Annotated in this window: 10 protein-coding genes and 1 pseudogene; 2 read left to right on the top strand and 9 right to left on the bottom strand. The window is 38.2% G+C overall.

Features of this window, described 5'->3' with window-relative positions:
* Window positions 1–502: 502 nt before the first annotated feature.
* A pseudogene (locus tag ACG94X_RS13355) lies at window positions 503–1,483 on the top strand (hypothetical protein); the annotation flags it as partial.
* Window positions 1,484–1,610: 127 nt separating this feature from the next.
* On the opposite strand, the gene htpG reads toward ACG94X_RS13355, so the two are convergent.
* The 6 genes from htpG to ACG94X_RS13325 all read right to left on the bottom strand — a co-directional run bounded on the left by htpG (window position 1,611) and on the right by ACG94X_RS13325 (window position 8,612).
* Entirely contained in the window at window positions 1,611–3,545 is a 1,935-nt protein-coding gene (htpG, locus tag ACG94X_RS13350) for a molecular chaperone HtpG (protein ID WP_419384197.1), read from the bottom strand.
* A 205-nt stretch (window positions 3,546–3,750) separates the two neighbouring features.
* The gene (locus ACG94X_RS13345) at window positions 3,751–4,092 is read right to left on the bottom strand and encodes a lysozyme inhibitor LprI family protein (RefSeq protein WP_419384196.1); all 342 of its coding nucleotides are present in this window, start codon (window positions 4,090–4,092) and stop codon (window positions 3,751–3,753) included.
* Between the two features lie 161 nt (window positions 4,093–4,253).
* Window positions 4,254–4,874, bottom strand: a complete 621-nt coding sequence (locus tag ACG94X_RS13340; RefSeq protein WP_419384195.1) for an OmpW/AlkL family protein — start codon at window positions 4,872–4,874, stop codon at window positions 4,254–4,256.
* Window positions 4,875–5,164: 290 nt separating this feature from the next.
* Window positions 5,165–5,767: an OmpW/AlkL family protein gene (locus tag ACG94X_RS13335; protein WP_419384194.1), complete on the bottom strand. Its 603-nt coding sequence runs from the start codon at window positions 5,765–5,767 to the stop codon at window positions 5,165–5,167.
* Between the two features lie 376 nt (window positions 5,768–6,143).
* Window positions 6,144–7,559, bottom strand: a complete 1,416-nt coding sequence (locus ACG94X_RS13330; RefSeq protein WP_419384193.1) for a Na+/H+ antiporter family protein — start codon at window positions 7,557–7,559, stop codon at window positions 6,144–6,146.
* 183 nt (window positions 7,560–7,742) lie between these two features.
* Window positions 7,743–8,612 (bottom strand): alpha/beta fold hydrolase, encoded by an 870-nt coding sequence (locus ACG94X_RS13325; RefSeq protein WP_419384192.1) that lies wholly within the window; start codon window positions 8,610–8,612, stop codon window positions 7,743–7,745.
* A 120-nt stretch (window positions 8,613–8,732) separates the two neighbouring features.
* On the opposite strand from ACG94X_RS13325, the gene ACG94X_RS13320 reads away from it, so the two are divergent.
* Window positions 8,733–9,239 carry a PaaI family thioesterase gene (locus ACG94X_RS13320; RefSeq protein ID WP_419384191.1) on the top strand — a complete coding sequence of 169 codons (507 nt, stop codon included), beginning with the start codon at window positions 8,733–8,735 and terminating at the stop codon, window positions 9,237–9,239.
* A 135-nt stretch (window positions 9,240–9,374) separates the two neighbouring features.
* On the opposite strand, the gene ACG94X_RS13315 is transcribed toward ACG94X_RS13320, so the two are convergent.
* The 3 genes from ACG94X_RS13315 to rpoC form a co-directional block, all read right to left on the bottom strand.
* Window positions 9,375–9,731 carry a YMGG-like glycine zipper-containing protein gene (locus ACG94X_RS13315; protein ID WP_419384190.1) on the bottom strand — a complete coding sequence of 119 codons (357 nt, stop codon included), beginning with the start codon at window positions 9,729–9,731 and terminating at the stop codon, window positions 9,375–9,377.
* A gap of 230 nt (window positions 9,732–9,961) precedes the next feature.
* On the bottom strand, window positions 9,962–10,510 hold the full coding sequence (locus ACG94X_RS13310; RefSeq protein WP_419384189.1) for a hypothetical protein: 549 nt from the start codon (window positions 10,508–10,510) through the stop codon (window positions 9,962–9,964).
* Window positions 10,511–10,620: 110 nt separating this feature from the next.
* Window positions 10,621–14,814: a DNA-directed RNA polymerase subunit beta' gene (gene rpoC / locus ACG94X_RS13305; RefSeq protein ID WP_419384188.1), complete on the bottom strand. Its 4,194-nt coding sequence runs from the start codon at window positions 14,812–14,814 to the stop codon at window positions 10,621–10,623.
* Window positions 14,815–14,938: the final 124 nt, after the last annotated feature.

Raw genomic sequence — 14,938 nt, 5'->3', positions numbered from 1 at the left:
AAGCGTTAGATTGGCTTACACCATTAGAGAAATTTGCTCAGCTTGTTGATTATCATAAGACTTTTCAAACTGTCGCACCTCATGTTTGAATTCGCCCTTCAATCTCTTCCTCTAAAACCGACATGGAATAAACTTTCACTGAAACTCGTAAAATACACTTATTGATGTATAAAAATAGAGCATTATGTTAATCCATTTCTCTATTTAATGTCTTTTTTAATCAATATATATTTTTACTACAACGATTAGATTGAAATCCATGTATTTTTTAAGGCATAGTAATTATGAAAACTAAAAACTTCACGTGACTCAAATTGAGGAAGGAGTACAAATGAATAAAACTTTGACCTTCATCATCTCAAAATTACCCTATCTGTTTTTAGTAGGGAGTTTTTATGGGAACTCAGCATTTGCTGAAACGGGGAATCAATTCCATACAACGATAGAAGCACACAAAACAGCGCAACCTTTTGCGACAAATTCGATTAAAACAACTGACATGGACTGGCTTGACTATGTCCCACGCCTTGTTGATGCAACACCAACACTTTTCCCAGAACAATCCAACCAAGATATTGTTCCTGCGACTGAAACAACAGAAAACCAGACGTGGGCAGATCAAAAGCAAAAAAATATTCGCCAGTGGGTTGATCATACTGCACAAAAAATGGATGGATGGTTTGGTCAATCTGATCCAGAACATCCAGCGACAGCATCACTTCGGGTTTTAGTAGACAACCGTTGGAATAAGTATGATGGCTACGATGTGAGTCCACGTATCCGTGGTCGAATCAAATTACCAACACTAGAACATCGCCTCAGTGTGGTATTTGGTGATGACTCGTTAGATGATGAAATTGCTAATAATATTGCTATTACCAATGAGCATCCTGAAAATAATTCCAATAAAAAATTTGATGGCAAGCAAATACGAGATGACAATAGTTCTATTGCATTACGCTGGTCTCAATTTTCCAAAAAGCTGCCTTTCAAGGTCGATGCCGACTTAGGTATCCGTTCTGGCAGTGATATTTATGCACGTTTAAAAGCGGAAAAAGATTGGACACTTTCCAATGATTTTTATTTTCACGCAGAGCAGATTTATCGCTATGGTATAGACAGTGAAAATTATCTGAGAACCAATTTAGAACTCACCCATGCCCGTCCAGATCAGCCATTTATTTCTAATCAGTTATATATCACCTATGCAGATGAGCAAGATGATGATTTAACTTGGGACAACAGAACGTATCGTCAGCACCAATTTTTTAAAAATAATCGCTTTAACTATGGCATCTATACAGGTGGTTTTTACAATCGTGATGATTTACGTTTAAACAGTTGGGGGCCTTTTATTTCTTGGCGTCAACCTGTGTGGCGTGAGTGGTTTTATGTACAAGGTGACTTAAACTATTTTAATGATCATCGTGAAGATAGAAGTCATTACCCAAGTGCTTTAGTTCGACTTGAAGCTTTATTTTAGAGTAACTTTTGAATATTCGATCAATATGACATAAGTCAATTGTGGATAAGTTCCGACTTATCCACTCCGTATTTGTATCCATTAAAAAAGCCTATCTTGAAGATAGGCTCTCAGAACAAATTACAATTTATTTAAGCAATAAACTATTAATACGTTTGATATATTCAGCAGGATTTTCAGGTAAACCGCCTTCCGCAATCACAGCTTGGTCAAAAATCACATTTGCCAAATCGTCAAACTGTGCAGAACTTTCAAGTTTTTTCACTAAAGGATGTTCAGGGTTAATTTCGAGAATCGGTTTAGATTCTGGAATAGCCTGCCCTGCTTGTTTTAACATACGAATCAATTGCGGAGAAAGCTCACCCTCACTGGTCACCAAACATGCTGGCGAATCGACCAAACGAGTGGTTACACGAACTTCTTTGGTTTTAGTTTTGAGCGAGTCAGACAATTTTTCAATCACTGGCTTAAACTGCTCAGCCGCTGCTTCAAGTGCCTGTTTTTCTTCGGCATCTTGTAAATCACCCAGATCAACAGCACCTTTTGCGACATTTTGCATGGGTGTACCATCAAAATCTTGCACGAATTCCATCGCCCATTCATCAACACGGTCTGCCATGAGCAAAACTTCGATGTCTTTTTTACGGAATAATTCAAGTTGTGGCGAATTTTTTGCAGCAGTGAGGCTATCCGCAGTCACGTAATAAATGGCTTTTTGCCCTTCTTTCATACGTGCTTTATATGCTTCAAGTGACGTCGAAACTTCGTCATTGGTCGAAGTAGAGAAACGCAATAACTTGAGAATACGTTCACGATTCCCCATGTCTTCGCCTAAACCCTCTTTAATCACTGAGCCAAATTCAGCATAGAATGTTTTGAATTTCTCTTGATCCGCAGCATCTTCAGATTTTGCCAAGTTGTCTAAAGTCGTTAACACACGGCGAGTATTTCCCTCACGAATGGTTTTGACATCACGGCTTTCTTGTAAAAGTTCACGGCTCACATTCAATGGAAGATCGGCACTATCCACTACACCTTGCACAAATCGTAAATAATTTGGAATTAAATTATCCGCATCATCCATAATAAATACACGTTTTACATACAGTTTAATGCCTGCTTTTGCTTCACGTGTAAAAAGATTACTTGCCGCCTTACTTGGAATATAAAGCAATTGGGTATATTCCGTGCTGCCTTCCACACGGTTATGCGCCCAAGCCAATGGAGCATCAAAATCATGTGTTAAATTCTTATAGAACTCAACATATTGCTCTTCGGTCACTTCGTTCTTATTGCGTGTCCACAAAGCGCTTGCTGAGTTAATTGCTTCCCATTCATCTGTTTTAACATACTGACCACCGCCTTTAGGTTCCTCGCCTTCAGCAACTTCTTCCTCTTGCCATACTTCTTTTTGCATTTCGATGGGCAAGCTAATGTGATCAGAATATTTATTAATAATCTGCTTCACTTTATAGGCGTCTAAATAATCCAAAGCATCGTCACGTAGATGCAAAATAATGTCTGTACCACGTGAAACTTTTTCGATTTGTTCTACTTCAAAATCGCCCGTACCACCGCTGATCCAACGCACACCTTCAGCAGCATCTGTACCTGCACGACGTGATTCAACCGTAATTTTGTCTGCAACAATAAAACCAGAATAGAAACCTACACCAAACTGACCAATTAGCTGAGCATCTGATTTTTGATCACCTGACAATTTTGACATAAAGTCTTTGGTACCAGATTTAGCAATTGTTCCTAAATTATCAATGGCTTCTTGTTGGCTTAAACCAATGCCGTTGTCTGAAATCGTAATGGTTTTGGCATCTTTATCTAGACTGACACGAACATGCAAATCGGGATCATTTTCATAATATTCAGGGTGATTAATCCCTTCAAAACGTAATTTATCGCATGCATCTGAAGCATTTGAGATCAATTCACGTAGGAAAATTTCAGGATTTGAATAGAGAGAATGCGTCACCAAATGTAAAAGCTGTGCGACTTCAGCTTGGAAACTATGCTTTTTTGCCGTGTGTTGTGGGTTCTGTTCACTCATAAATCATTCCTTAAATGCATCAATAATCTTGTTATAAAAAATCTTTCATCAAAACTCATTGTCTAAGTTTTGAACAATTCAATATTCTGCAAATGGATCAACATTTCCAGAATCGTTAAACACTTAGATTGATGATGAAAAAATTAATCGAATGCCTTAGAAATGGTGCGATTTATTCATATTTCAATAGTGAAACTTAAAAAAATTAAAAAGGACCTTGTTGATACACTTGATTCATATAAATATCGAGTTTTTGCTGACGCATTTTATATACTTCTGCCAAGCAGCTTGAACTAGCCTGACATTGATCACGTAACTGTAACCATTTAACTTGTTGATCTTGTATAACGCCACGTGTTCCCATAGGGACAAGCTTACGGATAATATTATATGTCGTCGCCATTTTGACATCTGCATCATTTAAATTTCGATGCTCACAAATAGCTTGCTCGGTCTTGGTCTGTGCTTGATCACAATTAAAACTCGCAGCGTGGACAATCGAAAATGGACTAAATAATGCAAATATAATAGCTAAAACTAACTTCATTTTTATTCAATTAATTAAAATATTGTATTACTGAGAATAAGTGGATTCTACTCAAACAGATATTGCTGAATATGACTATTTTGTAATTTATTATAAAAATCCATAAGTTGTATTCAACTTATGGTGTCCAGTTCAAACCAATTTTTTATATTCAATCTACATTAAAAGCGATAGCTATAACCCAACGTATAAACCAAAGGGTTGACCTTCAATGTTCCAATCCCTTTGCCGTCTAGTTTTACATCACTTTCAACTTGAGCATAACGTACATCTGCAAATACGCCCCAATTTTTAGCATCCGCAGGTTGGAAATTAAAACCCAATTGTCCTGCTGCACCATAAGTTACATCTGCATCTAATTTTGAATTGCTACCATTCAAATGTTCATCCCATGGCACAGCAACCGTTAAACCCACACCGATATAAGGCGTAAAGCGTGTTGAATTTTTTAAATGATACTTAGCCGTAATCGTTGGCGGTAAATGTTTAAAGGTTGCCGCTTTAACGCCATCGAGTTTAATATCATGCTTAAATGGTGCAACTGCCAGTAAAAGCTCGGCTGAAAATGGAGAATCTCCAAAAAAATATTCAACAGAAGGCGTTAAATTATACTCATGGCTGACATCTGCTTTTGCTCCTGCCACAATCCCATTATTACTTGCAGGAGCAATGACACTACCACCGACTTTAAGTTGCCAATTTCCTGCATATGTTGTTGGTAATACAGCGAAAGCTAAGATAAAAAGAAAAGTTTGATTTAGGAATATGAATTTGTTGAACATAAATTTTGACCTCAGAAATGAATTGAATGCGATTTTTTTGATTAAGCATTATTGCCCTAGAAGTTTTTGACTCAATCAATTTATCTTTTCAATGTAATGTGATCAAAAAACTTTCAAAAATAATAATTTCACCTTTCTTTATAAAAATTTATTTTTAATATAATAAATGCTAAATGAACGGATTTTTCGTATAAAACATGCTCTTTGATATGTAAATCATCGCTTCTGAATTTTTTATTGAGAATAAAAAAACTCGGTACAAAGACCGAGTTTTTTTACAATGCTATTAATTAAAATTTGTAGCTATAACCCAATGTATAAATAATAGGATCAATATCTAAATCAAATGTTGTTAAACCTTTAACTTCAACTTCAGGGCTGAGTTGTGCATAACGTACATCTACAAATACACCCCAGTTTTTAGCATCCGCAGGTTGGAAGTTAAAACCAACTTGACCTGCAAAACCAAAGTCTTCTTTTACTTTTACTTTAGTTCCTTCAAGTCCACCTGAAGTTTCCTCATCCCATGCAATGAATGCAGTACCGCCTACACCAATATAAGGCGTAAAGCGAGTTGAGTTTTTAAAGTTATACTTTGCTGTAATTGTTGGCGGCAAATGCTTAAGTTTAACCGCTTTTTGACCATCTAAAAGTACATCATGGCTGATTGGTGTTGCTAGTAATAATTCAACAGAAAAAGGAGTTTGACCAAAAATATATTCTACAGAAGGTGTAAAAGCAATTTCCTGATCTGCTTTAACAACTGCTGCACCACCTAGGATTGCCGTGTCTTGAGTTGGTGCAATTGCAGAAGCACCGACTTTCACTTGCCAATCTGCAAATGAAGCAGAAGAAACCCCCATTAATGTAATAAATATAGCTTTCTTAAACATTATTAATACCCCACGTTGTTATTAATAAGTATTAAACACACATATTAAATATCTTGCAACATTAATTTAAAACAAAAAATTAAATTTATTTTTAAATAATTGTTATATAAGTAAATTTATTTTATCCATATTAAAATAGTTGGTTTTAAATACAACTTAATTAATTAAAATTATTTTAATCAAAACCGATCAATTTAGTATGATTAATATAGACAAATCATTAGTTATTTTAAACAAAATAGTATTTTAATATTTATTTCATAATTATAAATTATGATGTTTTTCACACATTTTAATGCTATATCAATTCAAATATTAAAAAAAAGCTATTCATCAATCACTCAATGAATAGCCCAAAATATTTAAAAGGATGTCGTTATAACACCATAGCTGCAATCCAACCAAAAATTAATAATGGAATATTAAAATGAATAAAGGTCGGTACAACTGTGTCCCAAATATGGTCATGTTGCCCATCTACCCCCAACCCTGCTGTAGGACCAAGCGTAGAGTCTGAAGCGGGGGAACCGGCATCACCCAACGCTGCAGCAGTACCAATAAGAGCGATCGTCGCCAAAGGCGAAAAGCCAAATTGGACGCACAATGGTACATAAATCACGGCAAGAACAGGCACACTTGAGAAGGATGAACCAATACCAATCGTGACAAATAAACCAATGAATAACATGAGGAATGCAGCCAAGGCTTTATTGTCACCAATCAAGTGAACCACACCATTCACCAGTTGATTAATATCTCCTGTATGCGTCATAACAGATGCAAAACCTGCCGCAGAGATCATAATAAAACCAACCAGTGCCATCATTCGCATACCTTGAACAAAGACATCATCTGCATCTTGCCACTTGAAAATACCAGCAGCAGAAAGTACTGAGAATCCAACCAATCCACCTAAGATCATTGAGCCTGAATAAAGCTGTGCAACCAATGTTAGGGCGATTGCCAGCAATGCCATGAGTATGGTTTTTTTTGAAACTTTTGGTGCTTGTTGTGCTTCTTTTTCAAGTTCAAGACCATCTGCTTTAATTTCATCAAGATTGATCGTACGAAGCGGTTTATCTAAATCAATCGTCGTAACTGAAACCACAGTACGATCTACATAAATACGTGGTTTACGATAGCTCACGAATACTGCGAATAAAGCACCAATCACCATGCCCAATACAGGAATAGCCATCCCCATTGGCATCATGCTGCGGTCAACGTGTAGATTATAAGCAGCACCAATTTTATTAATATTTCCCATGAGAATTTGCTCAAGGAAAATGGCACCAAAGCCAACAGGTAAGAAAATATATGTTCCAACTAAGCCGAGTGTTAACACACAAGCTGCCGCACGACGATCTAGCTTTAAGTGATTCATCACTTTAAGTAATGGCGGAACAAGCACTGGAATAAAGGCAATATGCACTGGAATAATATTCTGTGAGCAAATTGCAGCAACCAATAAAATAAACAACAATAAAAATTTAACTTTCTTGGCTTGTTTCTGTGTCGCCTCTAAGCCCAATAAACCAATCAATTTATGTGCCAATAAATCGGGTAAACCAGACTTTGACAATGCAAGTGCAAAAGCGCCCAATACGGCATAGGCTAAAGCAACCTCAGCGCCATCGCCCAAACCGGTATTAAATGCTTCTACAGTTTCAGCTAGACTTAAACCCGCAACCAAACCACCAATAACTGCTGAAATGACTAAGGTCAAGACAACAGAAACTCGCGCCAGTGACAAAATAAACATCACGGCAATCGCAATAACGACAGCATTCATGGAAAAATTTCAGAATTTGGAAAGCGCATATTTTATCAGATTCACTACGATGAAGCTGTAATTTAGTCCAATAGTCCATAATGAATGAAGATGAGTAGATTTGAAGTAAACAAAACAATGAAAAAAAGCCGACACAATCTCGATATTTGAGATTACGTCGGCACGATTTATCTAGATGAATCTCTAATTATTTTTCAATGCAAAGCTTTGAATATATTGTGCAATTTCTTTTGGACGACTTAAAACAGCCCAATGGTTAGCATCTACTTCAACACGTTCAAACTTTTCAGCCCATTTTGGCATTTCATCAATCAACTCTGGACTTACAAACTTATCTTGTTTCAATACAATTGCTTGAACAGGACAAATTGCATGGCGTTGACGCGGACGAGTTAATCGTGGAATAAAATTAGCACGATATAAACTAATGCCATGTTCGCCATCTTTAGAAATATTTTGATTGAGTGGTAAGCCTTTGGTTTTTTCTAATTGGCTCAGAACCACTCCCCAACGCTGCGGGTTAAAGAAGTGCCAAACGGTGGGTGCGATAATCGGCAATTGAAAGGCAACGATATACCAAGACTTAAATAACTGTTTAAAAAATTTAGGTTTTTCATTTGCAAACTGGTCACGCATCCAAAATGCAGCATGATCCAAACATGGCCCAGAAATAGTCGTATAAGACAAAATACGGTTTTTAAATTTCGTTTCAGTTGCAGACTCCCACGACTGAATTGAACCCCAATCATGCGCTGCCAAATGAAAATTACGGTTCGGCAAAAGTTCATTCACCACACATTCCAAATCTAAAGACAAACGTGGCAAAGCATAATCACGAATACGCTTAGCAACAGTTGACTGCCCTGCGCCTCGTACATCATAAGTCACAATATAAAAATCATTGATTAAATTTTCAATGATCGGTTCCCAGACTTCCTGATTATCGGGATAACCATGTACCAATACTAAAGCTGGTTTTTCGGCATTTCCCCATGTTTTTGCATAGAGTTTTTGCTGATCTTGGGTGGAAATCCAATCACTTTTCGCTTGCATCGATTCACCTTTTATTGTTCTAACCATTGACTATGATTTCATTGTATAGGGCATTTAGATCAATGCCACTTTCCATTCTGTTGTTTATTATGGTTGAAAAATGGATAACTAGAATTGACCATGAATAAGCTAATGAAGAAACTACAGACAATTCCTTTTGTCTCTAAGTTCATGCTGAATCACTATTCACCATATAAAGGTGCGGGTATCGAAATCGATAACATTGATCTTAAAAATTATCATGTTCGAATCAAAATGCCTTTAACTCTGCGTAATCAAAATATCGTCGGTGTGCATTTTGGCGGTAGTTTATACTCAATGGTTGATCCATTTTACATGTTAATTCTTATGCATCATCTTGGACCTAAATATATGGTTTGGGATAAAGCAGCCACTATCAACTTCCTTTCACCAGGACGCAGCACTGTATATGCAGATGTTCGCTTAGATCTAAATGAAATCAATCACATCAAAGAATTAACTGACAATTATCAGCCTATATATCGAAATTACACTTTAAATATTTTTGACGATTCAGGACTCAGAATCGCAGAAGTTCAAAAAACCATCTATATCCGCAGAAAAAAATCGCGTTCGATTATGCAAAAAACCGATCTTAATTCATGATTGACTGAACATTAAATGAATGATGATGAATAAAATTTATTTTCTAACGCAGAATTAAGCATCAAACTTGATCCATAAAAATAAGCGCAATGTGCGCTTATTTTTGATTTGCTATGTGAATGATTGAAAATTCAATCACTTCTTACTTTCAATTGCAGATCCTGCACCACCGCCAATCGCTCCACCAATTGCAGCACCTGCATCACCACCAAAAAGTCCTTTACCAATCACCGAACCAATACCTGCGCCCACACCGCTATATGTCGCATTTCGGTTTGATCCATTATTGGCTTTACTACCTACAGCGGCACCACCACCTGCGCCAACAGCAGCACCCACACCATTACCAGCATGATTACCTATACCACCACCAACAGCACCACCAAGTGCCGCAGAAGTAATACGCTTATCATTTGCTGACATGTTTTCACAACCTGTAAGCATCACAATAGGTAAACTCACACACATCATAGTCATTACTATTTTTTTCATGTTATTCATCCTTTCTATCTGAACTTACAAATGCAATTGATTACAACTGATTTTATGAAAACACTAATTTATGGATTAAATTAAATTTTCATGTTGCTATTTGTAGTCTTTAATTATCAAAGATGCACAGTCGAATTTAAATAACATTCATGTTAATAAGAAATTTTCATTGAATGACGATTTCCTCGTAAATCATTAACTTAATCACAAGATTTTTAAAGCTAAAATCATCATTCTATTCGTTTAAATTTTTCTTTGAGAAAATGATAACTTGCATAGGCAAGCATAAAAATTGCAAGCTGGCTAAATACTAAGAAAAACATAAAAAATAGCTCAGCAAAAACAACACCAAGTTTATATTGATACAACGATTGAAATAAATAACCATTTCGACCTAAACCTATGGTCATATCTTGTTTAGCGAAATGCCATTGCATCATCGAAAAACTAAACCAGATAAACCCAATAATGCATACAACCACAAGCACACCATCCCACAGCTTAAACTGCGCTACTTGGGACTTTCTTTGAGGTGTACTTTCACGATCTTCTTGCCAAATCATCCCAAATAAAATGACTGCCCAAATGATGCTAAATATCGAAAAATATGCAGTAACCAATACCGTATAAAAAGCCAAAGGGCCAGACATTCCTGTCCGAATCTTTAATTTTTCTGTGATGAACTGAAATACATCAGCTTGCCAACGCACTTCTGGCTGAGAAGGTAAAAACATCATCATACTGACTGGAACTAACATCGCTGTCAGTAAAACGATCAATTTATGTCTAATTTTAATTACCATTTTTAATATTTATGACTTAGGTTTACTCAGTATATAAAAAAGACGCCCTAAGGCGTCTTTTTCATTTCAATTTTTAAATGAGTTTCTTAGAAAGAATCTTCATTTAAAGCTTGAGAGAAAGCTTGGTCTACATCAGAGAAGTCACTTACAAGCTCATGCTCTGCAGCTTCAGCTTCTTGACGACGACGTTCTAAGTGGTAAGCCAAACCTGTACCCGCTGGGATTAAGCGACCTACAACTACGTTCTCTTTCAAGCCACGTAATAGATCTTCTTTACCTGTTACAGCAGCTTCAGTTAACACACGAGTTGTTTCCTGGAACGATGCAGCAGAGATGAACGAGTCAGTAGAAAGTGATGCTTTAGTAATACCCATCAACAAACGTTCAAACTTCGCAGGGAACTTGTTTTGAGCCAACACAGCCTGGTTTTCTTGAACCACGCGGATGTACTCTACTTGCTCACCTTTGATGAAGCTTGTATCGCCGCCATCAGTAATATCAACTTTACGCAACATTTGACGTACGATCACTTCAATGTGCTTGTCGTTGATTTTTACACCTTGTAGACGGTAAACGTCTTGCACTTCATTTACAACGTAGTTTGTAAGTGCAACTTCGCCTTTCAAACGTAAGATGTCATGCGGGTTCTGTGGACCATCAGAAACGGTTTCACCACGGTTTACATGTTCGCCTTCGAACACGTTCATGGTACGCCATTTCGGAATAAGTTCTTCGTAAATCTCAGAACCATCATCTGGAGTAATCACAAGACGATTCTTACCTTTGGTCTCTTTACCAAAGCTTACAACACCTGAAATTTCAGCAAGAATTGCATGCTCTTTCGGCTTACGTGCTTCGAACAAATCAGCTACACGTGGTAGACCACCGGTAATATCACGTGTACGTGAAGTTTCTTGTGGTACACGACCGATAACGTCACCGACACCGATCGTCTCGCCATCACGAACAGTTACGATCGTGTTTTGTGGCAAGAAGTAGAACTGTTCACCACCATCTGCAGTATCCAACACAATTGCTGGGCGCATATCTTTACCAGAAGCAGGACGTGCTGTTACTGGCAAGATTTCGGTAGTTGTCATACCCGTTGCATCATCAGTTTTCGATGTTGCAGTCACACCATCAGCGATTTGGCTGAAACGTGCTTTACCTGCTACTTCTGTTACCAATGGATGTGTATGCGGATCCCAAGTTGCAACGATACCACCGCCTTCTACAGCTTGACCATCTTTCAACAAGATCGACGCACCATAAGGAAGTTTGTAACGTTCACGTTCACGACCGATATCATCCGCAATACCAATTTCACCTGAACGTGAAACAGATACTAAATGACCTTTAGCATGTTGAACAGTTTTTACGTTATGGAAACGAACTGTACCTTTGTTACGCACTTGTACGCTATTTGCGGCAGACGTTCTGCTCGCAGCACCACCGACGTGGAATGTACGCATGGTTAACTGTGTACCAGGTTCACCAATCGATTGCGCAGCCATAACACCCACAGACTCACCAGGATTTACCTGATGACCACGAGCCAAGTCACGACCATAACATTTTGCACATACACCGAAAGTAGAAGCACAGTTTACAACTGAACGTACTTTAATTTCGTCGACACCAGCATTTTCAATAAATGTGGCAAGTTTTTCATCAATTAAAGTATTACGTGGAAGTAGAACTTCGTCAGAACCAACACGTTTCACATCTTCAGCAACTACACGGCCCAATACTCGTGCACCAAGGTTCTCAATAACATCACCACCTTGAATGAATGGTGTCATTACTAGACCGTCTAAAGTACCGCAATCTGGTTCTGTGATGACTAAATCTTGTGCAACGTCAACCAAACGACGAGTCAAGTAACCTGAGTTCGCTGTTTTAAGTGCTGTATCGGCCAAACCTTTACGTGCACCATGTGTTGAGATGAAGTACTGAAGTACTGTCAAACCTTCACGGAAGTTTGCTTTAATCGGTGTTTCAATGATCGAACCATCTGGTTTTGCCATCAAACCACGCATACCTGCAAGCTGACGAATCTGAGCTGCCGAACCACGGGCACCAGAGTCAGACATCATGTAGATACTGTTAAATGATTTTTGCTTCTCATCTTCACCCTGTTTATTTTGAACAGTAGTGAAAGACAAGTTGTCCATCATCGCTTTCGCAACTTGGTCATTGGTACGTGCCCAAATATCGACAACTTTATTATAACGCTCACCAGCAGTTACGAAACCTTGCTCGAATTGTTGTTCAATTTCACGAACTTCAACTTCTGCTTTTTCGATAATTGCTTGTTTTTGTGGCGGAATGAGCATGTCTTCCATACCCACCGAAACGCCTGAACGAGTCGCTTGACGGAAACCCAAGTACATCAATTGATCCGCAAAGATAACAGTATCTTTAAGACCCAATTTACGGTAGCAAGAGTTAATCAATTTAGAGATGTTCTTTTTGGTCATCTCAACGTTGATTTGCTGGAAATCCATACCTTCAGGAACAACTTCCCAAAGTAAGCAACGACCAGGCGTCGTATCCACAATAATCGTTTGATGTTCACGATTACCATCTTCATCAATCACAGTCTGGTGTACACGTGCTTTAACGCGAGCGTGTAAATTCACTTGACCTGTTGCCAATGCACGGTTTACTTCATCTGTGTCCGAGAACACCATGCCTTCGCCTTTGACATTGATTGCATCACGAGTGATGTAATACAAGCCCAAGACTACGTCTTGAGAAGGTACGATAATTGGCTCACCATTTGCAGGTGACAAGATGTTGTTAGTCGACATCATTAACGCACGAGCTTCTAATTGAGCTTCAAGTGTTAATGGAACGTGAACCGCCATTTGGTCACCATCGAAGTCGGCGTTAAACGCAGCACAAACGAGTGGATGTAAACGGATCGCTTTACCTTCAATCAGAATAGGTTCAAATGCTTGAAGACCTAAACGGTGAAGTGTTGGCGCACGGTTCAACATCACTGGATGTTGACGAATTACAGATGCAAGAACGTCCCAAACTTCAGGAGTTTCACGCTCAACCATTTTCTTCGCAGCTTTAATGGTTGTTGCTTGGCCAGAAGCTTGTAGCTTAGCAAAGATAAACGGCTTGAATAATTCAAGTGCCATTTTCTTTGGAAGACCACATTGATGTAAACGTAAAGTAGGACCAACGGTAATTACCGAACGACCTGAATAGTCAACACGTTTACCGAGTAAGTTTTGACGGAAACGACCTTGCTTACCTTTGATCATATCTGCCAAAGATTTAAGCGGACGTTTGTTCGAACCAGTAATTGCACGACCACGACGACCATTATCTAACAATGCATCTACAGACTCTTGTAACATACGTTTTTCGTTACGTACGATAATGTCTGGCGCTGCAAGGTCAAGAAGACGTTTTAGACGGTTATTACGGTTGATCACACGACGGTAAAGATCGTTCAAATCAGAAGTTGCGAAACGACCACCTTCAAGTGGTACAAGCGGACGAAGATCTGGTGGAAGTACTGGAAGTACAGTCAACACCATCCATTCAGGCTTGTTGTTCGAATCTTTGAATGCTTCCATTAACTTCAGACGTTTAGATGCTTTTTTAAGCTTCGTTTCTGAAGTTGTATTTGGAATCTCTTCACGTAAACGAGAAATTTCAGCTTCAAGATCGATGTCTTTCAACAAATCTTGAATCGCTTCTGCACCCATTTTTGCGCTGAATTCATCACCATGTTCTTCTAACGCAGTAAAGTACTCTTCATCGTTAAGAAGCTGATATTTCTCCATCGGAGTCATACCAGGATCTGTTACAACGTATGATTCGAAATACAATACACGTTCGATATCACGTAAAGTCATATCAAGTAAAAGACCGATACGGCTTGGTAATGATTTTAAGAACCAAATATGCGCAACTGGTGAAGCAAGGTCAATATGACCCATACGCTCACGACGTACTTTCGCAGTTGTTACTTCAACGCCACATTTTTCACAAATGACGCCTTTGTATTTCATACGCTTATACTTACCGCATAAGCATTCATAATCTTTTACTGGACCAAAAATTTTGGCACAGAATAAACCATCACGTTCAGGCTTAAACGTACGATAGTTAATGGTTTCAGGCTTTTTAACTTCACCATGAGACCATGACTTAATCATTTCTGGTGACGCAAGACCAATACGGATGCGATCAAACTCTACAGGAGCGTGACCGTCTGAATCCGTCTTTTTGCGCATGATATCGAGCAAGTCTTTCAATTTTTTTCTCCGTGTGTCAAAGAGATTTTCACTCTCCAACTGGGTCACAAATATTGTTTTCACTGAAAAAATCCTCCCTCAATCCCTCCTTTACTAAGGAGGGAAGCTCCAACTCTTATAGAAT

The sequence above is a fragment of the Acinetobacter psychrotolerans genome (assembly GCF_048552595.1).
Taxonomy (GTDB): Bacteria; Pseudomonadota; Gammaproteobacteria; order Pseudomonadales; family Moraxellaceae; genus Acinetobacter.
The sequence above is the reverse complement of the archived record's forward strand: the minus strand, read 5'-3'. Positions and strand labels throughout refer to the sequence as shown.

Excerpts from the sequence above, each read along its gene's own strand:
- ACG94X_RS13330 (WP_419384193.1), bottom strand. The coding sequence starts at position 7,559 with ATGAATGCTGTCGTTATTGCGATTGCCGTGATGTTTATTTTGTCACTG.
- ACG94X_RS13315 (WP_419384190.1), bottom strand. The coding sequence starts at position 9,731 with ATGAAAAAAATAGTAATGACTATGATGTGTGTGAGTTTACCTATTGTG.
- ACG94X_RS13345 (WP_419384196.1), bottom strand. The coding sequence starts at position 4,092 with ATGAAGTTAGTTTTAGCTATTATATTTGCATTATTTAGTCCATTTTCG.
- ACG94X_RS13325 (WP_419384192.1), bottom strand. The coding sequence starts at position 8,612 with ATGCAAGCGAAAAGTGATTGGATTTCCACCCAAGATCAGCAAAAACTC.
- htpG (WP_419384197.1), bottom strand. The coding sequence starts at position 3,545 with ATGAGTGAACAGAACCCACAACACACGGCAAAAAAGCATAGTTTCCAA.
- ACG94X_RS13320 (WP_419384191.1), top strand. The coding sequence starts at position 8,733 with ATGAATAAGCTAATGAAGAAACTACAGACAATTCCTTTTGTCTCTAAG.
- ACG94X_RS13335 (WP_419384194.1), bottom strand. The coding sequence starts at position 5,767 with ATGTTTAAGAAAGCTATATTTATTACATTAATGGGGGTTTCTTCTGCT.
- ACG94X_RS13340 (WP_419384195.1), bottom strand. The coding sequence starts at position 4,874 with ATGTTCAACAAATTCATATTCCTAAATCAAACTTTTCTTTTTATCTTA.